Genomic DNA, 24,215 nt, shown 5'->3' with positions numbered 1-24,215 from the left:
GCGGACCCGGTGGCTCGCGATGACGGAACTAACCGCCCCTGATTGGCGGCATGGTCACCTGGTCGCGGCGACAGCTGTGGCGTTCGAGCTCCTCGCAGGCGCGGAATTGCAGGTCCTTGCTGAGGCAGATGCGAACCTCGGAGAGCCTCGTCCGGTTGCAGGTGACCGAGACGGCTGCGTTGCTCAGGCCCGGATTGGCCTTGATGAAGGCTTCTTCGACCTCGCCAGGCGCGACGGTCTTGGCCTGCGACAGGTCAAGATATTCGACCGGAATCTTGATCACGGCGCGGGCTTTGCGGATCGTCTCGAAATAGTTGCGGCCGTCGAGCCCGGAGCAGGTGCCATGCTTGTCCCACTCGTTGAAGATCAGGCCTGGCGCCGGCATCAAATCCAGCATCGAGGAGACGATGTTACGGTTCAGCCGCGGTGACGGCCGCTGGCAATATTCTGGAAAGCCGCTCTCATATTGCGGCCACAGCCCGTGCACCACAAAGGAATAGGGCCGTCCCTCGCACTGGATGTTCGAACGCCCGCCACTGCGACCGCGCTCGGCCGCTTCCTCGCAGAACGACGGCGACCACGACAATGATAGCACATAGAAGTCGAATTCGCCGGGCGCGTTCTGCCGCTTGTCCTGCGCGTTGGCGCCGCCGCCCAGCGAGATCAGCCCGGCAAAGGTCAGCGAGATCACGAGACGGGAGATCGATTGCAATCTAAAATGAAACATGGAGACGCCTCTCAACTAGACTGTGCAATCAGCCTAGCAGCCATCAAGAACATTTCAAGAACAAATTTCGAGCGACCGACGCGCAGGTCGCTGGATCGGCCCGAATCAGGCGCTTCGACTCAGGGCTTTGCGGCGCGGCAGGACGGATTGTAGGCCCAGTTGCGGTCGAGCCCGACCACACACCATTCGACGCCCTGGCCGTAGCCGGCAAAGCCGCCATCCTCGATGATCGAGAAGTGCACCCGGCGCATCTTGCCGTCAGTGAGCATGGCCTCGCCGGTGCAGTAGCGGCGCGGAATGTTGTCCGATGCCCAGGGGCGGAAGGCGGTCTCGTGAACGTTTGCGAAGCCCGTGATCTGCAGCGGCGAATTCCAGAACGAGCTTTCCTTCTCCCAGAACTGGGTCGAGATCGTCGGCAGTGCCTTGTCGCATTCGGCGACATTGCCGTCGTAACGCGGCCCGCTCAGCCAGAAGTTCAGCTCCAGCGGATTGGCCGCCTTGGCCTCACCGAGCGACAGCGCCCCGAACACGAGGCCGAGAACGGCGGCAAAGCGGAGCGATTTCGGGGAGGGGGCGCGCATGGGCAATCCAGACAGCATGATCTGTGAGGACCGGACGGTGCCGCGAAGGGCGGGGGAGGTCAAGTGCAGCGCGGCAACACTTGGCCAGGAGTTGATCACAACGTCGCTGCCGACAGGCCTTCCGTTCTTTTCACCGCTGCGCGGGCACCGTAAACTGGTGCCAACCAATCGGAGTGACGGGAATGCGAATCATTGCGGCCGCGGGCCTTCTTGCCAGCCTGGTTTTTGTCTCGGGTATGATGGCGAGCCAGTCGGCGCGCGCCGACCTCCTGCCGGTGCCGCCGTTCAAGGGCAACGACACCGGCGGCATCATCGCCTATTCGATGGCGACGCAGGTCGATGCGCGCCAGGTCGCGGTCGATCACTGCGCGCGCTACGGCAAGGTGGTGAAATTCCTCGCGGTGCAGGCCTATGAGGGCGGCTACATCTCGTTCTCCTGCCGCTGGGTGCCCTATGGCGCCGCCGACCGGCCGATCCGCACGCTCTATTGAGGCATTTCGGAACGCCGACAAGGTCACGCCAAAGAAAAAGCTAGGCCATTTCAGCCCGGGAGTCTCTCGCATGACGCGCAAGCTCGCTTTGCTCGGATCAGCCGTTTGCCTCGCGGTGTCGGCGAGTGGTGCCTTTGCCGACGATCTGCCGGTGCGCAAGGCCGGTCTCTGGGAAATGAAGATGGTCAGATCAGGCTCTGCGATGCCGGAGATGACCATGCAGCATTGCACCGATGAGGCCGTCGACAAGGAGATGAACAACAACGTCTCGCCGATGGCCAAGCAGGTCTGCTCCAAGCAGGACATCAAGAAGACGGCCACCGGCTATGTCAGCGATTCCGAATGCAGCGTCGCCGGCATGTCCACGACCTCGCATGCCGAGATCACCGGGGATTTCAATTCGGCCTACACCGTGAAGACTTCGTCGCATGCCCAGGGCGGCGTCGCCGGTACTGCCGGGCGCGACACCACCATGACGCTGGAAGCGAAATGGCTCGGCGCCTGCAAGCCCGACCAGAAGCCCGGCGACATCGTGATGCCCGGCGGCTTCAAGATGAACGTGCGCGACGTCGACAAGTTGAAGGCGCTGCTGCCGAAGTGAGTTCGCTTCACCCTCTCCCACAAGGGGGGAAGGAAAGGAACCCTCCTACACCGGTATTCTCACGCTCGCGCGTAACCCACCCATCGGACTGTCACCCAGCGTGATGTCGCCACCATGGGAGCGGGCAATGTCGCGGGCGATCGCGAGCCCGAGGCCCGTGCCGCCTTCGTCCTGGTTGCGGGCGTTGTCCAGGCGGAGGAATGGCTTGAACACTTCTTCGCGCAAATGGGTGGGAATGCCGGGGCCGTCGTCGTCGACCGTGACGGTCAGATAGCGATGATCGCGCTGGCCGGAAATGGCGATGGCCTTGCCGTAGCGCGCGGCATTGGTGACGAGGTTGGCGAGGCATCGCTTGAACGAGGCCGGCTTCACCGTCACCACGGGCAGCCCAGTGAATGTCACGGTCGCAGTGTGACCGTGGCGTTCGGCGTCGCTGCGCAATTCCTCGAGCGCCTGCGCCATGTCGGTCGGTTGCGACTGCTCGCCGGAATCGCCGCGGGCAAAGGCGAGGTAATCCTCCAGCATCATCGACATCTCGTCGACGTCCCTGCGCATGCCCTCGAGTTCGGGACTGTCGCCGATCAGCTCCAGTTCGAGCTTGAAGCGGGTCAGGATCGTGCGCAGATCGTGGCTGACGCCGGCGAGCATCGCTGTGCGCTGCTCCATCGCGCGTTCGATGCGCGACTTCATCTCGAGGAAGGCGCCCGCCGCGCGTCGCACCTCGCGCGCACCGCGCGGCCTGAAGTTCGGCGCGTCGCGGCCCTTGCCGAAACTTTCCGCGGCGTCCGCAAGCCGCAGGATCGGCTTGATCTGGTTGCGCAGGAACAGCACTGACACGATCAGCAGGATCGAGGACGTGCCGACCATCCAGAACAGGAAGATCTCCGAGTTCGAGGCATAGGCCGCGCTGCGCTGTGCGAACACGCGCATCACGGCATCGTCGAGCTGGATGCGGATCTCGACGAGGTTGGAACGGCCGACCGTGTCGATCCAGAACGAGCGTCCGATCTTTTGGCCGAGTTGCACCGACAACGTTTGGTCGAGCAGCGAGAAGAACGGCTTGGGTCCCGGTGGCGGCATGTCGCCGGGGGGCAGGAAATCGACCACCAATTGCAACCGCTGCCCGATGCTCTTGAGCTGCGCGCGGTCCTTGTCCTGCGGATAGCTCTTGTAGACGTCGATCAGCGCGGCGATGTCCTGCACCACTGCGGCCGACAGCCGCCGTGTCACCGTGTTCCAGTGCCGCTCCATGAACACGAAGGCGACCACGGTCTGCAGGATCACCATCGGTACGATCATGATCAGCAATGCGCGCGCATAGAGGCCGGTCGGCATCCAGCCCTTGAACGCGTTGCCCATCCAGCCATTGGCGGCAGAGACGCGCCCGGCGGCGCTTCGGAGTAGCGTCAGGCCGGTGTCGATCGTGCTCATCTCGCGCGCTTCACTTGACTATGGCGAGGCGACCAGCCGGTAGCCGATGCCGCGCACCGCTTGCAGGAACAGTGGATTGGCGGGATCGGTCTCGATCTTGCGCCTGAGGCGGTTGATCTGCACGTCAACGGCGCGCTCGTTGACGCTGCCATTGCCCGTGAGCGCGCTGCGCGGCACGGTCTCGCCTGGCGTCTCCGAGAGAATGCGCAGCATCTCGCGCTCGCGGTCGGTAAGATGGATGACCTCCTCGCCCTGGCGCAACTCGCCGCGATCCAGGTGATAGACGTACGTGCCGAACGCGATCTTCTCCACCGCCGCGGCCTGGACCGGCGGCGCGGCGCGCTTGAGGATGTTGTTGATGCGCAGCGCCAGCTCGCGCGGCTCGAACGGCTTTGCGACATAATCGTCAGCGCCGATCTGCAAGCCCTCGATGCGGGCCTCGGCTTCGTGCCGCGCCGTCAGCATCAAAATCGGCACCGAGGACGATGTGCGGATGAACCGGGCGAGATCGAAGCCGGTCTCGCCGGGCATCATCACGTCCAGGATCAGCAGGTCGAAATGCAGTCCGAGCAGTTTGGCGCGGGCATCGCCCGCGCTGGCGGCGGTGGTGACGCGATAACCCTCGGCCGCGAGAAAGCGCGAGAGGAGATCGCGGATGCGGCGATCGTCGTCGACCAGCAGCAGGTGCGGGGCATCGTCGGCCGGTTGCGCCGGCGGGCGGGCGAGCGTAGCAGCAAGCGGCACGGTCACTCCTTTGACTCTTGATTGGCGGCGAAGATCGTCTCCAGCACCTTGTCCGGATCGTCGCGGTCGATCATCGCGCGCAGGAAGCGCTTGACGGTCTCGGCATCATCAGGCGCCATCTCGGCGAGCGCCTTGGTGATCCGCGTGGTCTGGAGGCCGGCGAGTTTCTGCACCAGCGCCTCGCCCTTGGGCGTGGCGTAGAGCAGGCGCTGGCGGCGGTCGTTGTCGCCGGTCTTCTGCACGATGTAGCCCTCGTCCAGCAGCTGCTTGAGCACCCGGCCGAGCGACTGTTTTGTGATGCGCAGGACGTCGAGCAGGTCGGCGACCTTCAGTCCTGGATAGCGATAGACGAAGTGCATGACCCGGTGATGAGCCCGGCCGAAGCCGAAAGCCTCCAGCTCCTGGTCGGGATCGCCGACGAAATCGCGATAGGCGAAGAACAGCAGCTCGATGATATCCCAGCGCAAATTGCCTCCTTCACCTGCCGCCGGCCGTGGCTCGGCAACGTCTTGAGAGGGAGTCGCGAAATTTATGTCAGGCATATTGACGTATCTTGGGTTCAATGTTACAAAACCATCAGCCCGCACGAAATTTTAAATCGTTTCGCATCGGGTGGCATTCCTAACAGCGGCCGGAGAGAAGCCGGACAGGCGACGACGGCCGGAACAGATCTACCGTGCGATTGTCGAGCGGCATTTCGGCAAAACATACTGGACTTCCGCCTTCCGCAAAAGCATGTCCTCGAAGGACATGCTGGCCACGGAAACCGGCCGTAACAAGGCTGGCGGTGGTTCGGCCAGAAACCACATCAAGCCAGCCGGGCCCGAACAGGGGCGGCCGGCGCCAGAACAGCGCCGCCACCGGCAGCGGGAGGCAAGGACATGAGCATGAAATTCGACATCCAGCCCGCATCCAATCCGACACCCGAGAAGGACCGGGTCGCCAAGCTGGTGGACCCCGGCTTCGGACGTGTCTTCACCGATCACATGGCTGTGGTCCGCTACAACCAGGCCAAGGGTGGCTGGTACGAGGCGAAGGTCGAGGCGCGCGCGAACTTCCAGATCGATCCGGCGGGCGCGGTGCTGCACTACGCCCAGGAAATTTTCGAAGGTCTGAAGGCCTACAAGCGCGACGACGGCGGCGTGAACCTGTTCCGCCCCGACGCCAATGCGCGCCGCTTCAAGGATTCGGCCGACCGCATGGCGATGGCGCAATTGCCGGAAGACGTCTTCATCGAGGCGGTCGAGCAGGTCGTGCGCATCGATCGCGCCTGGATGCCGGGCGGCGAGGGCAGCCTTTATCTGCGGCCCTTCATGATCGCGAGCGAGACCTTCCTCGGCGTCAAGCCATCCTCCGAATACATCTTTGCGGTGATCGCTTCGCCCGTCGGCTCCTATTTCAAGGGCGGGCCCGCGCCGGTTTCGATCTGGGTCTCGGAGAATTACACGCGCGCCGCGGTCGGCGGCACCGGCGCCGTCAAGTGCGGCGGTAATTATGCGGCGAGCCTGCGCGCGCAGGCCGAGGCGATCCAGCATGGCTGTGATCAGGTCGTGTTCCTCGATGCGGTCGAGCGCCGCTACATCGAGGAGCTCGGCGGCATGAATGTGTTCTTCGTGTTCGACGACGGCTCGCTCTCGACGCCGCCGCTCGGCACCATCCTGCCCGGCATCACCCGCGACTCCATCATCGCGCTCGCCCGTGATGCCGGAAAGACGGTCCGCGAGGAGCCGTATTCGCTGGAGCAATGGCGCAAGGATGCGGCTAGCGGAAAGCTGAAGGAAGCGTTCGCCTGCGGCACCGCGGCCGTGATCTCGCCGATCGGCAAGGTGCGCTCGGTCAGCGGCGATTTCGAGATCTCGGGCGGCGCCGCCGGTCCCGTCGCGATGGGCCTGCGCAAGCAGCTCGTCGATATCCAGTACGGTCGCACCAACGATCCGCACAACTGGATCCGCAAGGTGTTTTGAGCCTTCATCTCTCACTCCCTCGCCCCGCTCTTGCAGGGAGAGGGTGGGGTGAGGGGCTCTCACCACGAGTTCGAGAGATCTGAGTCCGCGGAGACTCCCCCCTCACCCGGTCGCTTCGCGACCGACCTCTCCCCGCAAGCGGGGCGAGGTGAAGAACACTCCGGTTGCCGCATCGCGCGTCGGCTGGTAAACGCCCGCATGGCCGAAAAACCCAAAAAACCCCAGAAACTGAAGGCGCGGCTGCCGCGCGGGCTCGAGGATCGCGACCCTGCCGCGATCCGGGCGACGCGCGAGATGGTCGAGAAGATCCGCGCCGTCTACGAGCTCTACGGCTTCGAGCCGGTGGAGACGCCGGCGATGGAGTACACCGACGCGCTCGGCAAGTTCCTGCCCGATCAGGATCGCCCGAATGAAGGCGTGTTCTCGTTCCAGGACGATGACGAGCAGTGGATTTCGCTCCGCTACGACCTGACCGCGCCGCTGGCGCGCTATGTCGGCGAGCGCTACGGCACCGACGGTCTGGTCCTGCCGTACCGCAGCTACCGCGTCGGCTATGTCTTCCGCAACGAGAAGCCCGGCCCGGGCCGCTTCCGTCAGTTCATGCAGTTTGACGCCGATACGGTCGGCTCGGCAACGCCCGCGGCGGATGCCGAGATCTGCATGATGGCAGCGGACACGATGGAAGCGCTCGGCGTTGCGCGCGGCCAGTATGTGGTGAAGGTCAACAACCGCAAGGTCCTCGACGGCGTTCTCGAAGCCATCGGGCTGGCGGGTGAGGAGAATGCGGCGCGCCGCCTGACCGTGCTGCGCGCGATCGACAAGCTCGACAAATTTTCCGCTGACGAAGTGCGCAAGCTGCTCGGTCCCGGACGATGGGATGGTGGCGAAGAAGGCAAGGGCGACTTCACTAAGGGCGCCAATCTCAGCGCGGCGGAGGCTGACGTCGTTCTCGCTATCACCAAGCCGCGTGAGGATTGGAAAGAAGCCATCGCTGCGGCGGAAACCTACCTGGCCAAGAGCGAGACCGGTCAAGCCGGCGTCAGCGAGCTGGAAGAGATTGCCAAGCTTGTCACAGCGTCCGGCTACGGCGCGGATCGGATCAAGATCGATCCGTCCGTCGTGCGCGGCCTCGAATATTACACCGGCCCCGTATACGAAGTCGAACTTCTGCTCGATACCAAGGACGAGAAGGGTCGGCCCGTGCGCTTCGGCTCCGTCGGTGGCGGTGGTCGCTATGACGGTCTCGTCTCCCGCTTCCGCGGCGAGCCGGTGCCGGCGACCGGTTTCTCGATTGGCGTGTCGCGGCTGCAGGCCGCGCTGACGTTGCTCGGCAAGCTCGACACGCGGCCCGAAGTCGGGCCCGTCGTCGTCACCGTGTTCGACCGAGATCGCGTCGCCGACTACCAGAAGATGGTCGCAAGCTTGCGCTCCGCCGGCATCCGCGCCGAGCTCTATCTCGGCAATCCCAAGAACATGGGCAACCAGCTCAAATATGCCGATCGCCGCAACTCACCTTGCGTGATCATCCAGGGCTCGGATGAAAAGGCGCGCGGCGAGCTCCAGATCAAGGATCTCGTCGAGGGCGCGAAAGCGGCCGCCGCGATCGCCTCCAACCAGGAATGGCGCGAGACGCGGCCAGCGCAGTTCTCCTGTAGCGAGGCCGATCTCGTTTCAAGAGTGCGCGAGGTCCTCGCGCGCCATGACGTGAGCTGGGGCTAGCCATTCGCGAACGCCGACATGCCCGGGCTTGTCCCGGGCATGTCAGTCCTGTTTGATGCGCACCTTCAGAACGACCGGGGTGTGCCTGGTCATCGCGACAGCAGGGAGAAGATAATGCCTGAGATTACCGTCAGCATGGCCGAAGGCCGCACCGACGAGCAGAAGGCCGGCATGATGCGCGACATCACGCAGGCACTGGTGAAGAATCTCGGCGTCGACGCCGATGCCGTCGTCATCCAGATCAACGAAGCCCCGCTCCGCCACAAGATGAAGGGCGGCAAGACGTTCGTGGAACGCGCAGCCGCGGCGAAGAAGTAAGCTGGCGCTAGCACGGCATTCACCGCCGTCGTCCCGGCGAAAGCCGGGACCCATAGCCGCAGGGAGTGGTTGTGGGGGCGCTGGTAACTCCGAGCCTTAGCAAAACTAATGCTGCGGCGTATGGGTGCCGGATCGGCGCTTCGCTTGTCCGGGACGACACTGAGCAAGAACCATGGACGCACGCGATTTCATCCAGATCGGCATGAGCGCCGAGCGTACGCTGGTGGTGCCGGCCGAGCGCACGGTCGGGCATTTCGTGCCCGGCATGCCGATGGTCTATGCGACCCCGATGATGATCCTGGAAATGGAGATGACGTCGGGCGATGCGATCCGCGCAGCGCTCCAGCCGGGCTGGGTCACTGTCGGTACCGAGGTCGACATCCGCCATCTCGCGGCCGCCCTCGTCGGCGCGACGGTGCGGACGACGGCGAAAGTGATCGCAGTCGAGCGCCGCGTGATCCGCTTCGAGGTCGAAGCGTTCGAAGGCGCGCGCAAGCTCGGCGAAGGCCGCCATGCGCGCGGGCTCGTCAACGTCGAGATGTTCAACAAGCGGCTCGGGGCTTAGCCAAGGGCGAGATGCTGTAGTGCCGTAGGGTGGGCAAAGCGAAGCGTGCCCACGATCTTTATCCACAACAAAGGAATGGTGGGCATGGCGCTTTGCGCCTTTGCCCACCCTACCGCACCTGCTTACTTCGCGAGCTCCTTCGATCGCTTCGTCGCCGCGGCGATGGCGCGGATCATCAGATCGCGCAAGCCCGGCTCGCCCATCAGCACGCCGAGGGCGGCAGCCGTGGTGCCGCCGGGCGAGGTGACGTTCTGGCGCAGCGTGGCGGAGGGAAGATCCGACTGGTGCAGTAGCTCGCCGGAGCCGGCGACCGTCTCGCGCGCGAGCTTGGTCGCCAGCGCTTCCGGCAATCCCGCCTCCACGCCGGCCCGCGCAAGCTCTTCGGCGAGCAGGAATACATAAGCGGGCCCGGAGCCGGAGACGGCGGTCACCGCATCCATCAGGCTTTCATCTTCGACCCACTCGACCGAGCCGGTGGCGCGCAGCAATGCATCGGCGACCGCGCGCTGTGCGGCGCTGACGTTCTTTGCAGCGACCGCGACCGTGATGCCGCGGCCGATCGCGGCCGGTGTGTTCGGCATCGCGCGCACCACGGCGCCGCCGCAAACCTCTTCGAGCGCGGCGATCGTGGTTCCCGCCATGATCGAGACCACCGACGTCTTGTCCGAGACGAATGATTTCAGCTTCGCGCCGGCCTCGCGAAACATCTGCGGCTTCACGGCGACGACCATCGTCTCGACAAAGCCTGCTGCCTTCACATCTGGATTGAGCGCAACGCCCTTGGCGGCGAGCGCGGTGATCTCGGGCGAGATGTGCGGATCGACCACGGCGATGCGGCCCGGATCGAGCCCGCCCGCAAGCCATCCGGTCAGCATCGCGCCGCCCATCTTGCCGGCGCCGGCGAGCAGGATGGTGCCGGTGATGTCTTGGAGAGTGCTGTTTGCCACTGTAGTCACCCAAACAAAAGGTGTCGTCCCGGCCTGGTGCGCGATTGCGCACGGGGGGGCCGGGACCCATAACCACAGGGGGTTCTAGTGGATGAAGGCGGTGGCAACAAGCCGCGTGCCACAAGATGAATCACGCAGTATGGATCCCGGCCTTCGCCGGGACGATGCGAGGGAGCTGCGGCCCCCCACTTCTTGAGACCTACGCCTCGCCCACCGTATCGAACATCGCCGCGTCCATCGCCTGCGCTGTGGTCTTGCCCGCCCACACCACGAACTGGAACGCCGGGAAGTAGCGCTCGCAGGCGTGGATCGCGCCGGCGAGCATGGCTTCGCATTGCGCGGTCGAGGCGGTGAGGCCACCCGGCAGCACCAGGGCCTGACGGTGCATGATCATGCCGGTGTTGGTCCAGAGATCGAAATGGCCGATCCACAATTGCTCGTTGACCGCAGCAACGAGCTTCTGCACCTCGCCCCGTCGCGCGGCAGGAATCTTCATGTCGAAAGCGCAGGCCAGATGCAGTGCCTCGATTTCACCCATCCAGGTGAAGGAGATCTGGTAGTCAGTCCATTGCCCCTTCGAGACAATGGTCAGCTCGTCCTCGCCGGAGCGTTCGAACGGCCAGTTGTTGCTGGCAGCGATATCCTCGACCACCGCAAGCGGGTGATTTCGGGAATCGATGGTACCTTCGAGCAGGGACATGCCGTCTCGACCTCTTGCCTTCTTGTTGTCTTTGATACGCACGCGGTTGGTCCGGCGCGCGCTTCCTCAATTTCGCTTAAGGCGATCCCCGGGAGTCGCTGTTGCGATCCCGGGACCAGCGCGGGCTTGTCGCGGATCAACTGATGTGATTTGCGGAATCTGCGCAACTGGGTCGCGAGTCCGTCCACAAGCCATGACTCGTTCGTCCACAGCTCATCTCGGCCACAATTGTTAACGATTGAGAACAAACCGGAATCCAATCGTTAATTCCACTGCGCGAGGGCCGCACCGCCCTGGCGGCATGGGACCATGCGGTTTTTGCTGCGGAACTCGCTTGCTTGCGGCCCCGGACTGGCGGCATATTTCCGCTCAGGTCGCTCAATCCCGGGCGGCCGATGTTCTCAGGGCGGGGTGAAAGTCCCCACCGGCGGTAAGGGCCGAAAGGCCTGAGCCCGCGAGCGCCTTCCCCAAGGTCTTTGACTGACGGGAAGGGTCAGCAGATTCGGTGCAACTCCGAAGCCGACGGTTAAAGTCCGGATGAAAGAGAACGGTCGGTGGCAGACGCATCGCAAGGTGCGGCTGTTTGTCGTTCCGTGTGCCCTGATTCTGGTCCCTTGAAGGAAAGCCATGAATCAGATGTTGCAAGATCCCCAGACCGATACTTCCCAGACACAGCCGCCGGTTCCGCAAGGCCCCGCGACCGAGCATCCGCGTTTTGCAAAACCGCAGCGGGTGGCCTTCGTGCAGGCTTGCTGGCACCGCGACGTCGTCGCGGAAGCCCGCATCGCCTTCATGAAAGAAGCCGAGGCACGCCATCTCACCCATGTCGACGTGTTCGAGGTGCCGGGCTCGTTCGAGATCCCGTTGCATGCGCAGGTCCTCGCCAAGACGCGGCGCTACACCGCGATCGTTGCGGCAGGCCTGGTCGTTGACGGTGGCATCTATCGCCACGAATTCGTCGCCGACACCGTGATCAAGGCGCTGATGGACGTGCAGCTCCGCACCGAGGTCCCAGTGTTCTCGGCCGTGCTGACGCCCCAGCAATTCCACGAGACCGAAGTGCACTACGATTTCTTCCGCAGGCACTTTGCGATCAAGGGCGTCGAGGTCGCGGCCGCCTGTGCGGAGACGCTGCTCGGCCTCGAGCGCCTGCGCGGCCAGGTCGCGGCGGGAATTGTGTAAAGGTCCGCTCACACGCCGCTGATTGTCAATCCCGTCGCCGTCCCTATAAAGTCGGCGGCGGGAGGAGGCCGTGCCGTGGAGACGGGCGGCCGGCAAGATCATGTTCGAAGGACACGATCCCTTTCTCGTCGCGCTGTCAGTGGCGATCGCGAGTCTGGGTGGCTATACCGGCTTTGCGCTTGCTGCTCGCATCCGCAACACGCCCGGCGTCAGCAACCGCGTCCTGCTCGCGGGGGCGGCCGCGTTTCTGGCGGTCGGTATCTGGACCATGCATTTCGTCGGCATGCTGGCCGCACCACTGCCGCCAGATACGGTCTATCTCGTCCTTCCCACCATCATCTCGTTCCTGATCTGCGCGCTGGTGGTCGGCATCTCGCTCTTCTTTGTTTCGATCGGCGAGCCCACGCTGAAACGCGTGGCGTCGTCTGCCGTGCTGCTCGGCGTCGGCATCGCCAGCATGCATTACGTCGGCATTCATGGGTTGGCTGGCTCGTTCGGCATCGTGCATGACCCCTCGATGGTGCTGCTCTCGGTCGTGGTTGCCATCGTCACCGCCTATGGCGGCCTGCGCGCCTTCCTGGCGCAGCAGGAAGGCGTTCGGCTGATCGTTAGCTCCATTGTTTTCGGCATTGCCGTCTCCGGCATGCATTACACTGCGATGCTGGGCATGCATTTCGAGCCGCTGACCGATGCGGCGCATCACCATGGCGGCGGTCTTGCCGCGTCGCAGCAAATCCTGTCGATCGTCGTTGCGGTGCTGTGCTTCGTCATCGCAGCAGGCTTCCTGCTATCGCTCGTTCCGGACTCGCGGCGGCAGGCGCCCGTCGCTGCGGAGCCGTCCGCTGTCGCGCCTGTTAGCGCCGAGCCGCTTCTGGCCGCAAGCGCATCGCCACGCCCGATGGCGCCGCTCGGCGGTCTCGGTCAGCCGCCGCGCGCGCCGGTTCCCCGACTGCCGGTCGAGAGTGCCGACGGCACGCACTTCATCGACACCGCGAGCGTCCGCAGCGTCCGGGCGGATGCGCATTACACACGCGTCCATGACGGCACGCGGGAGCGGATGTGCCCGTGGTCGATCTCGGAGGCCGAGGCGCAGCTTGATCCCTCGCTGTTCCTGCGGGTGCACCGCAGCCATATCGTCGCCATTCCCCATGTCGCCCTGGTCCGGAAAGAGGGCGATGGCGCCGTGCTCGAGCTCGACGGCCCGTCGCCGCATCGGGTGCCCGTGAGCCGGGCCAAGATCGCCGAGGTGAAGGCCCGGCTCGGGCTGGCGAGCCGGCGGCAGGTGTAGCGCCGTCATACGTCGCCCAAGCTGACGCAATTCGTGCGTTGCCACCCGCAATTCGTGCAAAAAGCCCGCGCTTGTGCCCGAACGATTGCGGGCAGTTCGGTCCGGAGAGACCGTTTCCTCCAACGTCGGCGCCGTCACGCGCAGAGACGATCAGGGGAGGAGATGATGATCCCGGGCTCATTCAGCTATCACCGGCCGGCGAGCGTCGCCGATGCCGTCAAACTCTTGTCAGACCTCGGCGAGGAGGCGCGGCCGCTGGCCGGCGGGCACAGCCTGGTGCCGATGATGAAGCTTCGGCTCGCCACCCCCGCCCATTTGGTCGATCTGCACGGCATCGCCGCCCTCAAGGGCATCAGCCGTAACGGCAACAATCTGATCATCGGCGCGATGACCACCCAGCATGAGCTGCTGGCCTCCGACGAGGTCGCGAAGGCGATGCCGATCCTGCACGAGGCCGCGCTGCTGATCGCCGACCCGCAGGTGCGCTACCGCGGCACGATCGGCGGCAATGTCGCCAATGGCGATCCCGGCAACGACATGCCGGCGCTGATGATGACGCTGGAGGCGACCTATCGCCTCGAAGGTCCCGGCGGCACCCGGGACGTTGCGGCCGCTGACTTCTACCAGGGCGCCTACTTCACCGCGCTCGAGCCTGGTGAAATCCTTACCTCCGTCTCGGTACCCGTGCCGGCGGCCGGGCACGGCTACGCCTACGAAAAGCTCAAGCGCAAGGTCGGCGACTACGCGACGGCCGCTGCCGCAGTCGTCCTCACTATGTCCGGCGGCAAGGTCGCGACCTGCGCGATCGGTCTCACCAATGTTCACGAGACGCCGCTGCTCGCCATCGATGCCGCCAAGGCAGTGATCGGAACGAGCCTCGATGCGGCCACGCTGAAAAAAGCCGCTGCTGCGGCCTCGGCAATTATGGCGCCGGCTGCCGATGCGCGCGGTCCGGTCGAATACCGAAAGCATGTCGGCGGCATCATGGTGACGCGGGCGCTCCAGCGCGCCGCCGCCATCGCGAAATAGAGGAGGGGACCAATGGCCAAAACACACGTCACCATGAAGGTGAACGGCGCCGAGGTCGAAGGCCTCGTCGAGCCGCGCACGCTGCTGGTGCACTTCATCCGCGAGAACCTGCAGATGACCGGCACCCATATCGGCTGCGAGACCACGCATTGCGGCGCCTGCACCGTCGACATCGACGGCATGTCGGTGAAGTCCTGCACGATGTTCGCGGTGCAGGCCGACGGCTCCGACATCATCACGATCGAAGGCATCGCGAACGCCGACGGCACGCTGTCGGCGCTGCAGGAAGGTTTCCGCATGATGCACGGGCTGCAATGCGGCTTCTGCACGCCCGGCATGATCGTGCGCGCGCATCGGCTGCTGAAGGAGAATCCTTCGCCGAGCGAGGCGGAAATCCGCATGGGCATATCAGGCAATATCTGCCGCTGCACCGGCTACCAGAACATCGTCAAGGCAATCCAGTACGCGAGCGCCAAGATCAACGGCGTGGAATTCCAGGAGGCGGCAGAATGAATGACCTCACTCCCACGCGGGAACAACGCACCGCCGCACTTGAAGGCATGGGCTGCAAGCGCAAGCGCGTCGAGGATATCCGCTTCACGCAGGGCAAGGGCAACTACGTCGACGACGTCAAGCTCCCGGGCATGCTGCATGGCGACTTCGTCCGCTCGCCGCATCCGCATGCGCGCGTCAAGAAGATCGACGATAGCGAGGCACTGAAGGTGCCTGGTGTGCTCGCGGTGATCACTGCCGAGACGCTGAAGACCGTCAACCTCGCCTGGATGCCGACCCTCGCGGGCGACGTGCAGATGGTTCTGGCCGACGGTAAGGTGCTGTTCCAGAACCAGGAGGTCGCCTTCGTCGTTGCCACCGACCGCTACGCTGCCGATGACGGCATCAACAAGGTGATCGTCGAATACGAGCCGCTGCCGCCGCTGGTCGATCCCTTCAAGTCGATGGACAAGGATGCGCCGGTGCTGCGCGAAGATCTTGCCGGCAAGACATCAGGCGCGCACGGCCCGCGCAAGCACCACAACCACATCTTCGAGTGGAGCGTCGGCGACAAGGAACTGACGGATGCCGCCTTCAAGAAGGCCGAGGTGACGATCAAGGAGATGATCTCCTATCACCGCACCCATCCGTCGCCGCTGGAGACCTGCCAGTGCGTCTGCTCTTTCGACAAGATCAAGGGCGAGCTGACAATCTATGGCACCTTCCAAGCCCCGCATGTGATTCGTACCGTGGTGTCGCTGATCGCAAAACTGCCGGAGCAGAAGATCCATGTGATTGCGCCCGATATCGGCGGCGGTTTCGGCAACAAGGTCGGTGCCTATCCCGGCTACATCTGCGCGGCCGTGGCCTCCATCGTCACTGGCAAGCCGGTGAAATGGGTCGAGGACCGCATCGAGAACCTGACCGCGACCTCGTTCGCGCGCGATTATCACATGACGACCGAGATCGCCGCGAGCAAGGACGGCAAAGTCACGGGCCTTCGCGTGCACGTGCTTGCCGATCACGGCGCGTTCGACGCCTGCGCAGACCCGTCGAAATGGCCGGCCGGTTTCTTCAACATCGTCACCGGCTCCTACGACTTCCCGACCGCGCATCTGGCGGTGGACGGCGTCTACACCAACAAGGCGCCCGGTGGCGTCGCCTACCGTTGCTCGTTCCGCGTCACGGAGGCGGCCTATTGCATCGAGCGGGCCATGGATATTCTGGCGCAAAAGCTCAACATGGATCCGGCTGAGCTGCGGCTGAAGAACTTCATCAAGCCGGAGCAGTTTCCGTATCACTCGGCATTGGGCTGGGAATACGATTCCGGCGACTACCACACCGCCATGCGCAAGATGATGGAGACCACCGGCTACGCCGCGCTCCGGAAGGAGCAGGCGGAGAAGCGGGCCGCGTTCAAGCGCGGCGAGACCCGCGAGATCATGGGGCTCGGCGTCTCATTCTTCACCGAGATCGTCGGTGCCGGTCCGTCGAAGAACTGCGACATCCTGGGCATCGCGATGTTCGACTCCTGCGAGATCCGCATGCATCCGACCGGTGCGGGCATCGCGCGGATGGGTACCAAGAGCCAGGGTCAGGGCCACGAGACCACCTGGGCCCAGATCATCGCGACCGAGATCGGCATACCCGCTGACAACATCATGGTCGAGGAGGGTAACACGGACACAGCGCCTTACGGGCTCGGCACCTACGGGTCGCGCTCGACGCCGGTGGCGGGCGCTGCGATCGCCATGGCTGCACGAAAAATCAAGGCCAAGGCGCAGATGATCGCGGCCTACAAGCTCGAGGTCCACGAGGATGACCTCGAATTCGACATCGACGGCTTCCGGGTGAAGGGCCTGCCGGAAAAATTCATGTCGATGAAGGATATCTGCTGGGCGGCCTATAACTCAGTGCCGCCGGGCATGGAGCCCGGGCTGGAGGCGGTCAGTTATTACGATCCGCCCAACATGACCTATCCGTTCGGCGCGTATCTCTGCGTGATGGACATCGACGTCGATACCGGCGTGTACAAGGTCAGGCGCTTCTATGCGCTCGATGATTGCGGCACCCGCATCAATCCGATGATCATCGAGGGGCAGGTGCACGGCGGCCTCACCGAGGCCTTCGCGATCGCGATGGGCCAGGAGATCCGCTACGACGACACCGGCAACGTGGTCACCGGCTCGTTCATGGACTTCTTCATGCCGACCGCGGTGGAGACGCCGCATTGGGAGACCGACTTCACCGTCACTCCGTCGCCGCATCACCCGATCGGCGCCAAGGGCGTTGGCGAAAGCCCGAATGTCGGCGGCGTGCCGGCCTTCTCCAATGCCGTCAACGACGCGTTCTCGTTCCTGGGGAGCACGCACATCCAGATGCCGCATGATTTCTGGCGCAACTGGAGGGCGGCGAAGGATCTGGGGGCGGTGGCTTAGTGGGTCGGTTCGTCATTCCGGGGCGCCTCGAAGAGGCGAACCCGGAATCTCGAGGTTCCGGGTTCGGTCCTACGGACCGTCCCGGAACGACGGAGAGGTTACATGAAGAACCGTGACGAGATCGCGCAAGCGCTGGCCGCATCGGGCTACATCGCCGATGCGGACCTCGCGACTGCGATCTCGCTGATGCAGCTGTTGCGGCGGCCGCTGCTGCTCGAGGGCGAGGCCGGCGTCGGCAAGACCGAGGTGGCGAAGGCGCTGGCGAAGGTACACGCGACCGAGCTGATCCGGCTGCAATGCTACGAGGGCCTCGACCAGTCATCCGCGCTCTATGAGTGGAACTACCAGCGCCAGCTATTGGCGATCCAGGCCCATCGCGGCACTGACAGCATCGAGGACCAGGTGTTCTCCGAAAAATATCTGCTGGAGCGTCCCTTGCTCGCGGCGATCCGTCGGCGGAAGGCGCCGGTGCTGTTGATTGACGAGATCGACCGCGCTGATGACGAGTTCGAAGCATTCCTGCTCGAGCTGCTGTCCGACTTCCAGGTCTCGATCCCCGAGCTCGGCACCATTCCAGCAGTCACGATCCCGCATGTGGTGCTGACCTCGAACGGCACGCGCGAACTCTCCGACGCGCTGCGCCGCCGTTGCCTCTATCACTACGTCGACTATCCCGATGTCGACCGCGAGACCCGCATCATCCTGGCGCGGGTCGCAGGTGCCAGCCCGTCGCTGTCGCTCCAGATCGCGCGCATGGTCGAAGGCGTGCGCAAGGAAGAGCTGCGAAAGGTCCCCGGTGTCGCCGAGACGCTGGACTGGGTGGCCGCCCTCGTCGGGCTTGATGTTCGCGATCTCCATGATGCTCCGGAGATCGTTCATGAGACACTGGTTTGTCTCTTGAAGACCCACGAGGACCGCGCCCGCGTCACGCCCGAGGTGACGCAGCGCCTGCTGGGGAAGGTTGCATGAGCTGCTGCGGCTCCAGCCCTGGATACGATGATCTCAACGAGGTCTCCAAGCTCGTGTCCGCACGGCTTGCCGCGTTCCTGCGCACGCTCCGCGACGCTGGCTTTCGCGTCGGGCTCGCCGAAGGGCAGGATGCGGCGACGCTGATGTCGGCCGGTTATGCAACGAAGCCGGGGCTGCTGCGCGCGGCGTTCAAGCATCTCTTCTCGGCGCGGAAGTCCGATTGGGACAAGTTCGACGGGCTGTTTGATGCGTTCTGGCTCGGCAAGCGCGTGCGCTCGCGGTCTCGCACCATGGGATCAACGCCGGGCGCCAGCAATCCGTCGCTGAAGAGCCTGCAAGACAAATCGGCCGAGCAGGGCGGCAACCAGTCCGTCACCGACCAGCTTCCGTCATCCGACGATGCGCCCGAAGGCCGCTCCGGCGAAGGTCGCATGGAGGGCGCCTCGCGTGCGGAGAATTTGGCGGAGGTCGATTTTCGAAAGCTCAGCGATTCTGATCAGGTCGCGCAGGCGCACGAAGCCGCCGCGCAGCTCGCGAAGGCGATGCGCACGCGCCTGACCCGACGCGATCTGGCGCGCCGGCGCGGCTACCGACTCGATCTCCGGCGCACCATTCATCGCAACATCAGCCATGGCGGCGTGCCGATCAGCCTGGTCAAGCGGCAGCGCAAGCACAAGCCGCTGCGACTGATCGTGCTGCTCGACGCCTCGGGCTCGATGAGCATGTACACCAGCGTGTTCCTGCGCTTCATTCACGGCGTGCTCGACCAATTCCGCGAGGCGGAGGCGTTCTTGTTTCACACGCGCCTCGCCTATGTCTCCGATGCTATGAAGGAGCGAGACGCGAGCCGCGCGCTGGACCGTCTCTCGATCATGGCGCAGGGCGCGGGCGGCGGCACGAAAATCGGTGAGAGCCTGCAGACCTTCAACCGCTGGCACGCTTCGCGCGTCATCCATTCGCGCAGCTGCGTCATGATCGTGTCCGACGGGTACGAAACTGGCGATGCCGCGCTGCTCGGTCGCGAGATGGCGGCGTTGCACCGGCGCTGCCGCCGCATCGTCTGGCTCAATCCGATGATGGCCTGGGAGGGCTATGCGCCCGAGGCGCGCGGTATCAAAGCGGCGCTGCCGCATCTCGATCTCTACGCGCCCGCGAATTCGCTGCAAGGCCTGCGCGCGCTCGAGCCCTATCTGGCAAAACTCTGAGGGACATGTCGATGACCGCTCATGCCGAGGTGCTGGATATCGTCGCCCAGATGAAGGCTGCGGAGTGCGCCTTCGTGCTCGCGACGGTGGTGCGGACGGTGTCGGTGACCGCGGCGAAGGCTGGCGCCAAGGCGATCATCGCGGCCGACGGCACCATCGTCGCGGGTTGGATCGGCGGCGGCTGCGCCAAGGGCGCGGTGCTGAAGGCGGCGCGCGAGGCGCTGGCCGACGGCGAGCCGCGCATGGTGTCGGTGCAACCGGAAAACCTGCTGGCCGAGCTCGGTGTCAGCGCGGGCGAGAGCCGCGACGGCATCCGCTTCGCCAGCAACATGTGCCCCAGCAAGGGCACCATGGATATTTTCGTCGAGCCGGTGCTGCCGCATCCCTCGCTTGTCATCCTTGGTGCAAGTCCGGTGGCGCTGTCGCTCGCAGCCCAGGCGCGCGTGCTCGGCTATCACGTCACGCTGGCCGCGCCCGCTGCCGAGCTCACGGCGCAACCCGACGCCGATGCGATCATCGATGGCTACCAGCTCGGTGAACTCAATGACGCCAAGCGCTTCGTGGTGGTCTCGACGCAGGGTAAGGGCGACGAAGCTGCCTTACGCGCCGCGATCGCAACCAAGGCCTGTTATCACGCCTTCGTCGGCAGCCGCCGCAAGATGGCATCGCTGCGCGCCAAGCTGATGTCGGAAGGCGCCAGCGCTGCGGCGATCGACGATTTCAAGGCGCCGGCCGGGCTCGATCTCGGCGCCATCACGCCGGAAGAGATCGCGATGTCGATCCTCGCCGAGATCACCGTGGAGCGGCGACGCGGTCAGCGCGCGGCCAATCAGTCAGCAAGCAGAAAGTGAGATACCGATCATGCAGATGAACGACAGCCAGCGCATTCCCGCGTCACGCGAAGAGGTGTGGGCGGCGCTGAACGATCCCGCCGTGCTGAAGCAGTGTATCCCCGGCTGCCAGTCGCTCGAGGTGACCGCGCCGAACGAGATGACCGCCACCGTGATCTTCAAGGTCGGCCCGGTGAAGGCGACGTTCAGCGGCAAGGTGATCTTGTCCGATCTCGATCCGCCCAACTCCTATCGCATCTCCGGCGAAGGCTCGGGCGGAGTCGCCGGCTTTGCCAAGGGCGGCGCACTGGTGCGGCTGGAGTCCGAGAGCGCCGACGTCACCGTGCTGCACTACGACGTCGACGCGCAGATCGGCGGTAAGCTCGCCCAGTTGGGAGCGCGACTGATCAACTCGACCGCGACGAAGCTTGCGGGAGAATTCTTCAAGTCGTTTGCCGGCGTGGTGAGCGCAAAGGCTGAAGCGGGTTAGGTGCCGTAGGGTGGGCAAAGCGCAGCGTGCCCGCAATTCTTCATCGCAGACAAAGACCGTAGGCACGACGCTTTGCGCCTTTGCCCGCCTTACGATAGCTGCGCAAGCATCTCCAGCGTTTACCCCAGCGACACGCCCGCCTTCGCCCGGCTGATCCCGAGCGTCAGGATGCGATGGAGCAGATCCTTGTACTTCAGCCCGTCGTGCTGGGCCGCCGTGGCGAACTCCTGGCTCTTGGCGATCTCGGGGTTGGGATTGGCTTCGATGAAGTACGGTGTGCCATCGGCGGCGAGACGAAAATCGATGCGCGCGTAGCCATCGAGGCCTAGCGCCCGGTAGATGCGTTTGGCGGCGCGCTGGATGCGTGCGGTGACTTCGGGTGCAAGGTCCTTCGCCGGCCCGTCGACGATGCCAACGCGCTCCTGATAGTCGGTGTCGTGCTTGGCTTTTTCGGTGGCGATGTGCCGTGAGCTGCGCCCGCCCATGCTGCCGAATTTCAATTCCCAGACCGGCAGCACGCGCAGCCGGTTGTTGCCGAGCACGCCGACATAGAGCTCGCGTCCCTCGATGAACTGCTCGGCGATCGCGGCGGTCTCGACCCGCTCGTGGATGAAGGCGACGCGTTCTGCGAGCTTCTCGTCGGTATCGACGATGGAGGCCTGCGAGATGCCGAAGGAGCCATCCATGTTGAGAGCCTTGACGATCAGCGGCAGCGCAAGATGTTTCGGCCGTTTCACCTTGCGGCGCATCGGGAAGACGGCGAAGGCAGGTGCGGCGATGCGGCGGTGATGCACCAGCGTCTTGGACAGGTCCTTGCCGCGCGCCAGAATCAGGCCGCGCGGATTGCACCCGGTATAGGGCACCTTCATCAGCTCGAGATAGCTGGCGATGTGCTGGTCGTAGGCGACGTTGTAGTGGAACTCCTCCAGCAGCGTGAAGACCACGTGCGGCTTGAACTCCTCGATCGCTTCGCGGATCGGCCTGATCTCCTCCTGCGCGCCGAGCGGACGGACCTCATGTCCGGCTGCGCGCAAGGTGCTGACGACGTCGTATTCCGTTTTCCAGTTGTTGATTTCCTGCGGCGTGTAGCCGTCGGAAGAGTCCGGCGGCACGAAGTCCGGATGCATCAGCACGAGAATACGGAGTCGTCTCATAGCGCGATCCATTTGCGCCGAGACGGGCCGAACAGCGCGTGCATCGTCTTGGCGGTCACGAGGACGGTGAAATCGAGAACGAGCTTCTGTTCGGATCCCACCGCGCGCAGGTCGAGCTCGCGGCAGCGGGAGATCATGTCGTCGAGCACGGCATCGAGCGTGAGCTGGTTCTCGCCGGTCCATCGCGCCACCAGCTGCCTGATCTGGGCGCGGTGCCGCCTGATCAGGCTCGAAGCGGGCTTCGAGCGATGATGCCGTGGATCGGCGGAAAACAGCCGCGAGAGGTCGCGGTCGTAGGTCTTCGGTGGCGTGAAAGCGTAGAACGCCTGCTTCTTCTTGTAGTGGTCTTCGAGCGTCTGGCTCAGCTTGCTGAGGGGATCGATGCGCTCGCGCGTCGTGATCAGCGGACGTTTTCCCGCGATCTCGCCCATCAGTTCGTCGACATATTCGAGCTTCTTCAGCGCCGGCCAGCCGGCATATCGCGTTCGCCAGTTCGAGCGCGGTCGCAGCCACACCGCAAAGGTCTCGGCGAAATCCTCGTCCGGGTGGCTCTGCGCGTACCACAGCCGCAGATGCTGGACGTAGCGTCGGCTCGCCGGATTGGGTCGGTAGTAGCGCGGATAGTGCTTTGAGGACGGGCCGAACAGCTGCTGCCAGCGCCGGCGCCGCTGTAATTGGAAGCCGTGCTGCAGCGCATGGCCGGCCTCGTGGCGGAGGATGGCCATGCACTCGCGCCAGGTGCCGCCCTCGACGTCGAACATCATCTTCTTCTCGAGCTTCATCAGGCGTGGATGAGCGAGATAGAACGGGATCGCGATCCCGGGCACATCTCCCGGACTGAACCACTCGCTCGAGATCCATGTGTGCGGCCGCAGCCGGATGCCGCGCTCTTCGAGCTCTTCGTGGAGCGTGGCGACACAATCCTCGAGCCAGGTGCCTTCGACCGTAACCCTCAGGCTGGAGAGGCGCTGCTGGAGCAACTCGTCATCCGACAGTTTTTCCCAAGCAAATTTCCGGCGGGGCATCAGGCATCCAGAGGGCAGAGATGACTCAGATCACGATGATGTCATGGGCGGCAGCCGGCAACAACCCGTGGGGCGGGGCGTGCTGCGGCGCGTCAGAGCGCTGAGGTCGTAGCGTGAGATCGTAGGGTGGTTAGCGAAGGCGTAACCCACCACTGTGCGCTTCCGCGCAGACAAAAGAGGTGGGTTACGCCTTGCGGTCCGCGCTTCGCGCAGTCCGCATGGCTAACCCACCCTACAAGATCGAGTTCAGTCGAACAGGCTCGACACGGACTCTTCCGCCGCGGTGCGCGCGATCGCATCCGAGATCAGGCTGGCGATCGGCAGCGTGCGGATGTTCGGCGCCTTAGTCACCGCGTCCGTCGCCAGAATCGAGTCGGTGATGACGAGCTCTTTCAGCTTCGAGCCGGCGATGCGGGCGGCCGCGCCGCCGGAGAGCACGCCGTGGGTGATGTAGGCGTAGACCTCCTTGGCGCCCTTGGCGATCAGCGCATCGGCTGCGTTCACCAGCGTGCCGCCGGAATCGACGATGTCGTCGACCAGGATGCAGCTATAACCGGAGACGTCGCCGATCACGTTCATGACTTCGGACTCACCCGGACGTTCGCGGCGTTTGTCGACGATCGCGAGCGGGGTGTTGATGCGCTTGGCGAGGCCGCGGGCGCGGGCCACGCCGCCGACGTCGGGCGAGACCACCATCACCTTGCCGAGGTCGAAACGTTCGCGGATGTCGCGCACCATCACCGGCGCAGCGAACAAATTGTCGGTCGGGATATCGAAGAAGCCCTGGATCTGGCCGGCATGCAGATCGAGCGTCATGACGCGGTCGACGCCGGCATGGGTGATCAGGTTGGCAACGAGCTTGGCCGAGATCGGCGTGCGCGAGCCGGAACGGCGGTCCTGCCTGGCATAGCCGAAATAGGGGATCACCGCGGTGATGCGGCGCGCCGATGAGCGGCGCAGCGCGTCGGTGATGATCAGCAGCTCCATCAGATTGTCGTTCGCCGGAAACGAGGTCGACTGGATGATGAAGGCATCCGAGCCGCGGATGTTCTCCTGGACCTCGACGAAGATCTCCATGTCGGCGAAGCGCCGGACCACCGCTTTGGTCAGCGGCACGTTGAGGCCCTGCGCGATGGCCTGGGCGAGAGCCGGATTGGAGTTGCCGGCGACAAGCTTGATGGAGCCGTTCTTGGCCGACATGGACGCTTCCTCCCGCGCTTTGCTGGATACGACGTTCAACATCAGAGAATACCCACTGGCAGCACGGTTACGACGGGCGAGGAAATATCAGGCGAGAGGCCGCACTGGCAACCCGGGATGCTACG

The 24,215-nt window shown here is 64.4% G+C and carries 25 protein-coding genes and 1 riboswitch; of the genes, 15 read left to right on the top strand and 10 right to left on the bottom strand.

Annotated features, from left to right (window positions below; all coding sequences use genetic code 11):
* Positions 1–28 precede the first annotated feature (28 nt).
* Both XI06_RS35935 and XI06_RS35930 read right to left on the bottom strand, forming a co-directional pair.
* A complete protein-coding gene (locus tag XI06_RS35935) occupies positions 29–727 on the bottom strand; it encodes a ribonuclease T2 (RefSeq protein ID WP_237864489.1) in 699 nt (232 codons plus the stop codon).
* A 119-nt stretch (positions 728–846) separates the two neighbouring features.
* Complete coding sequence (locus XI06_RS35930) at positions 847–1,308, bottom strand: hypothetical protein (protein ID WP_237890369.1); 462 nt, start codon at positions 1,306–1,308, stop codon at positions 847–849.
* A 182-nt stretch (positions 1,309–1,490) separates the two neighbouring features.
* Between XI06_RS35930 and XI06_RS35925 the strand changes: the two genes are divergently transcribed.
* Positions 1,491–1,799 carry a hypothetical protein gene (locus XI06_RS35925; RefSeq protein ID WP_237864487.1) on the top strand — a complete coding sequence of 103 codons (309 nt, stop codon included), beginning with the start codon at positions 1,491–1,493 and terminating at the stop codon, positions 1,797–1,799.
* A 70-nt stretch (positions 1,800–1,869) separates the two neighbouring features.
* Positions 1,870–2,400 (top strand): DUF3617 domain-containing protein, encoded by a 531-nt coding sequence (locus XI06_RS35920; RefSeq protein ID WP_237864486.1) that lies wholly within the window; start codon positions 1,870–1,872, stop codon positions 2,398–2,400.
* A gap of 45 nt (positions 2,401–2,445) precedes the next feature.
* Here XI06_RS35920 and XI06_RS35915 read toward each other — a convergent pair whose 3' ends face one another.
* The 3 genes from XI06_RS35915 to XI06_RS35905 are packed head-to-tail and all read right to left on the bottom strand — an operon-like array spanning position 2,446 to position 5,117.
* Positions 2,446–3,831, bottom strand: coding sequence for an ATP-binding protein (locus tag XI06_RS35915; protein WP_271607452.1), 1,386 nt, complete (start codon positions 3,829–3,831; stop codon positions 2,446–2,448).
* Positions 3,832–3,849: 18 nt separating this feature from the next.
* Positions 3,850–4,581 carry a response regulator transcription factor gene (locus tag XI06_RS35910; protein WP_237864484.1) on the bottom strand — a complete coding sequence of 244 codons (732 nt, stop codon included), beginning with the start codon at positions 4,579–4,581 and terminating at the stop codon, positions 3,850–3,852.
* Entirely contained in the window at positions 4,578–5,117 is a 540-nt protein-coding gene (locus tag XI06_RS35905; protein WP_237864483.1) for a MarR family winged helix-turn-helix transcriptional regulator, read from the bottom strand. Before XI06_RS35905 ends, XI06_RS35910 begins: the two co-directional genes overlap by 4 nt.
* 339 nt (positions 5,118–5,456) lie before the next feature.
* Between XI06_RS35905 and XI06_RS35900 the strand changes: the two genes are divergently transcribed.
* From XI06_RS35900 to XI06_RS35885, 4 genes are all read left to right on the top strand, one after another.
* Complete coding sequence (locus tag XI06_RS35900) at positions 5,457–6,539, top strand: branched-chain amino acid aminotransferase (protein ID WP_237864482.1); 1,083 nt, start codon at positions 5,457–5,459, stop codon at positions 6,537–6,539.
* 198 nt (positions 6,540–6,737) lie between these two features.
* Positions 6,738–8,258: a histidine--tRNA ligase gene (hisS, locus tag XI06_RS35895; RefSeq protein ID WP_237864481.1), complete on the top strand. Its 1,521-nt coding sequence runs from the start codon at positions 6,738–6,740 to the stop codon at positions 8,256–8,258.
* A 114-nt stretch (positions 8,259–8,372) separates the two neighbouring features.
* A complete protein-coding gene (locus XI06_RS35890) occupies positions 8,373–8,576 on the top strand; it encodes a tautomerase family protein (RefSeq protein ID WP_008144861.1) in 204 nt (67 codons plus the stop codon).
* 172 nt (positions 8,577–8,748) lie between these two features.
* The gene (locus XI06_RS35885; protein ID WP_271607451.1) at positions 8,749–9,141 is read left to right on the top strand and encodes a thioesterase family protein; all 393 of its coding nucleotides are present in this window, start codon (positions 8,749–8,751) and stop codon (positions 9,139–9,141) included.
* Between the two features lie 122 nt (positions 9,142–9,263).
* Here the strand turns inward: XI06_RS35885 and proC are convergent, their stop codons facing one another.
* Both proC and XI06_RS35875 read right to left on the bottom strand, forming a co-directional pair.
* The gene (gene proC / locus XI06_RS35880) at positions 9,264–10,088 is read right to left on the bottom strand and encodes a pyrroline-5-carboxylate reductase (RefSeq protein WP_271607450.1); all 825 of its coding nucleotides are present in this window, start codon (positions 10,086–10,088) and stop codon (positions 9,264–9,266) included.
* Between the two features lie 199 nt (positions 10,089–10,287).
* On the bottom strand, positions 10,288–10,788 hold the full coding sequence (locus XI06_RS35875; RefSeq protein WP_220006469.1) for a YbjN domain-containing protein: 501 nt from the start codon (positions 10,786–10,788) through the stop codon (positions 10,288–10,290).
* A gap of 393 nt (positions 10,789–11,181) precedes the next feature.
* A riboswitch (FMN riboswitch) is annotated at positions 11,182–11,341 on the top strand.
* 74 nt (positions 11,342–11,415) lie between these two features.
* Here XI06_RS35875 and XI06_RS35870 point away from each other — a divergent pair.
* From XI06_RS35870 to XI06_RS35830, 9 genes are all read left to right on the top strand, one after another.
* Entirely contained in the window at positions 11,416–11,970 is a 555-nt protein-coding gene (locus tag XI06_RS35870; RefSeq protein WP_237864478.1) for a 6,7-dimethyl-8-ribityllumazine synthase, read from the top strand.
* A gap of 100 nt (positions 11,971–12,070) precedes the next feature.
* Entirely contained in the window at positions 12,071–13,258 is a 1,188-nt protein-coding gene (locus XI06_RS35865; RefSeq protein ID WP_271607593.1) for an MHYT domain-containing protein, read from the top strand.
* Between the two features lie 165 nt (positions 13,259–13,423).
* Positions 13,424–14,287, top strand: a complete 864-nt coding sequence (locus XI06_RS35860) for an FAD binding domain-containing protein (protein WP_271607592.1) — start codon at positions 13,424–13,426, stop codon at positions 14,285–14,287.
* A gap of 12 nt (positions 14,288–14,299) precedes the next feature.
* Positions 14,300–14,800 carry a (2Fe-2S)-binding protein gene (locus XI06_RS35855; protein WP_237864476.1) on the top strand — a complete coding sequence of 167 codons (501 nt, stop codon included), beginning with the start codon at positions 14,300–14,302 and terminating at the stop codon, positions 14,798–14,800.
* On the top strand, positions 14,797–17,217 hold the full coding sequence (locus tag XI06_RS35850; protein ID WP_271607449.1) for an aerobic carbon-monoxide dehydrogenase large subunit: 2,421 nt from the start codon (positions 14,797–14,799) through the stop codon (positions 17,215–17,217). Before XI06_RS35855 ends, XI06_RS35850 begins: the two co-directional genes overlap by 4 nt.
* Before the next feature lie 102 nt (positions 17,218–17,319).
* Positions 17,320–18,186 (top strand): AAA family ATPase, encoded by an 867-nt coding sequence (locus tag XI06_RS35845; protein ID WP_237864474.1) that lies wholly within the window; start codon positions 17,320–17,322, stop codon positions 18,184–18,186.
* Positions 18,183–19,391 carry a vWA domain-containing protein gene (locus tag XI06_RS35840; RefSeq protein ID WP_271607448.1) on the top strand — a complete coding sequence of 403 codons (1,209 nt, stop codon included), beginning with the start codon at positions 18,183–18,185 and terminating at the stop codon, positions 19,389–19,391. Before XI06_RS35845 ends, XI06_RS35840 begins: the two co-directional genes overlap by 4 nt.
* 11 nt (positions 19,392–19,402) lie before the next feature.
* Entirely contained in the window at positions 19,403–20,242 is an 840-nt protein-coding gene (locus tag XI06_RS35835; protein ID WP_271607447.1) for an XdhC family protein, read from the top strand.
* Positions 20,243–20,252: 10 nt separating this feature from the next.
* Positions 20,253–20,711 (top strand): SRPBCC family protein, encoded by a 459-nt coding sequence (locus XI06_RS35830; protein ID WP_237864471.1) that lies wholly within the window; start codon positions 20,253–20,255, stop codon positions 20,709–20,711.
* Between the two features lie 119 nt (positions 20,712–20,830).
* Here XI06_RS35830 and XI06_RS35825 read toward each other — a convergent pair whose 3' ends face one another.
* From XI06_RS35825 to XI06_RS35815, 3 genes are all read right to left on the bottom strand, one after another.
* Positions 20,831–21,865 carry a D-alanine--D-alanine ligase family protein gene (locus tag XI06_RS35825; RefSeq protein ID WP_237864470.1) on the bottom strand — a complete coding sequence of 345 codons (1,035 nt, stop codon included), beginning with the start codon at positions 21,863–21,865 and terminating at the stop codon, positions 20,831–20,833.
* Positions 21,862–22,890: a putative zinc-binding metallopeptidase gene (locus tag XI06_RS35820; protein WP_237864469.1), complete on the bottom strand. Its 1,029-nt coding sequence runs from the start codon at positions 22,888–22,890 to the stop codon at positions 21,862–21,864. Before XI06_RS35820 ends, XI06_RS35825 begins: the two co-directional genes overlap by 4 nt.
* Before the next feature lie 246 nt (positions 22,891–23,136).
* Entirely contained in the window at positions 23,137–24,090 is a 954-nt protein-coding gene (locus XI06_RS35815) for a ribose-phosphate pyrophosphokinase (protein ID WP_164933654.1), read from the bottom strand.
* Positions 24,091–24,215 lie beyond the last annotated feature (125 nt).

The organism is Bradyrhizobium sp. CCBAU 11434 (genome assembly GCF_028128895.1).
GTDB lineage: Bacteria > Pseudomonadota > Alphaproteobacteria > Rhizobiales > Xanthobacteraceae > Bradyrhizobium > Bradyrhizobium zhengyangense.
The sequence above is the reverse complement of the archived record's forward strand: the minus strand, read 5'-3'. Positions and strand labels throughout refer to the sequence as shown.

What these genes read in the sequence shown, in the direction of transcription:
- XI06_RS35935 (WP_237864489.1), bottom strand. Translation starts at nt 727, where the DNA reads ATGTTTCATTTTAGATTGCAATCGATCTCCCGTCTCGTGATCTCGCTG.
- XI06_RS35930 (WP_237890369.1), bottom strand. Translation starts at nt 1,308, where the DNA reads ATGCGCGCCCCCTCCCCGAAATCGCTCCGCTTTGCCGCCGTTCTCGGC.
- XI06_RS35925 (WP_237864487.1), top strand. Translation starts at nt 1,491, where the DNA reads ATGCGAATCATTGCGGCCGCGGGCCTTCTTGCCAGCCTGGTTTTTGTC.
- XI06_RS35920 (WP_237864486.1), top strand. Translation starts at nt 1,870, where the DNA reads ATGACGCGCAAGCTCGCTTTGCTCGGATCAGCCGTTTGCCTCGCGGTG.
- XI06_RS35915 (WP_271607452.1), bottom strand. Translation starts at nt 3,831, where the DNA reads ATGAGCACGATCGACACCGGCCTGACGCTACTCCGAAGCGCCGCCGGG.
- XI06_RS35905 (WP_237864483.1), bottom strand. Translation starts at nt 5,117, where the DNA reads ATGCCTGACATAAATTTCGCGACTCCCTCTCAAGACGTTGCCGAGCCA.
- XI06_RS35900 (WP_237864482.1), top strand. Translation starts at nt 5,457, where the DNA reads ATGAGCATGAAATTCGACATCCAGCCCGCATCCAATCCGACACCCGAG.
- hisS (WP_237864481.1), top strand. Translation starts at nt 6,738, where the DNA reads ATGGCCGAAAAACCCAAAAAACCCCAGAAACTGAAGGCGCGGCTGCCG.
- XI06_RS35890 (WP_008144861.1), top strand. Translation starts at nt 8,373, where the DNA reads ATGCCTGAGATTACCGTCAGCATGGCCGAAGGCCGCACCGACGAGCAG.
- XI06_RS35885 (WP_271607451.1), top strand. Translation starts at nt 8,749, where the DNA reads ATGGACGCACGCGATTTCATCCAGATCGGCATGAGCGCCGAGCGTACG.
- XI06_RS35875 (WP_220006469.1), bottom strand. Translation starts at nt 10,788, where the DNA reads ATGTCCCTGCTCGAAGGTACCATCGATTCCCGAAATCACCCGCTTGCG.
- XI06_RS35870 (WP_237864478.1), top strand. Translation starts at nt 11,416, where the DNA reads ATGAATCAGATGTTGCAAGATCCCCAGACCGATACTTCCCAGACACAG.
- XI06_RS35865 (WP_271607593.1), top strand. Translation starts at nt 12,071, where the DNA reads ATGTTCGAAGGACACGATCCCTTTCTCGTCGCGCTGTCAGTGGCGATC.
- XI06_RS35860 (WP_271607592.1), top strand. Translation starts at nt 13,424, where the DNA reads ATGATCCCGGGCTCATTCAGCTATCACCGGCCGGCGAGCGTCGCCGAT.
- XI06_RS35855 (WP_237864476.1), top strand. Translation starts at nt 14,300, where the DNA reads ATGGCCAAAACACACGTCACCATGAAGGTGAACGGCGCCGAGGTCGAA.
- XI06_RS35850 (WP_271607449.1), top strand. Translation starts at nt 14,797, where the DNA reads ATGAATGACCTCACTCCCACGCGGGAACAACGCACCGCCGCACTTGAA.
- XI06_RS35845 (WP_237864474.1), top strand. Translation starts at nt 17,320, where the DNA reads ATGAAGAACCGTGACGAGATCGCGCAAGCGCTGGCCGCATCGGGCTAC.
- XI06_RS35840 (WP_271607448.1), top strand. Translation starts at nt 18,183, where the DNA reads ATGAGCTGCTGCGGCTCCAGCCCTGGATACGATGATCTCAACGAGGTC.
- XI06_RS35835 (WP_271607447.1), top strand. Translation starts at nt 19,403, where the DNA reads ATGACCGCTCATGCCGAGGTGCTGGATATCGTCGCCCAGATGAAGGCT.
- XI06_RS35830 (WP_237864471.1), top strand. Translation starts at nt 20,253, where the DNA reads ATGCAGATGAACGACAGCCAGCGCATTCCCGCGTCACGCGAAGAGGTG.
- XI06_RS35825 (WP_237864470.1), bottom strand. Translation starts at nt 21,865, where the DNA reads ATGAGACGACTCCGTATTCTCGTGCTGATGCATCCGGACTTCGTGCCG.
- XI06_RS35820 (WP_237864469.1), bottom strand. Translation starts at nt 22,890, where the DNA reads ATGCCCCGCCGGAAATTTGCTTGGGAAAAACTGTCGGATGACGAGTTG.
- XI06_RS35815 (WP_164933654.1), bottom strand. Translation starts at nt 24,090, where the DNA reads ATGTCGGCCAAGAACGGCTCCATCAAGCTTGTCGCCGGCAACTCCAAT.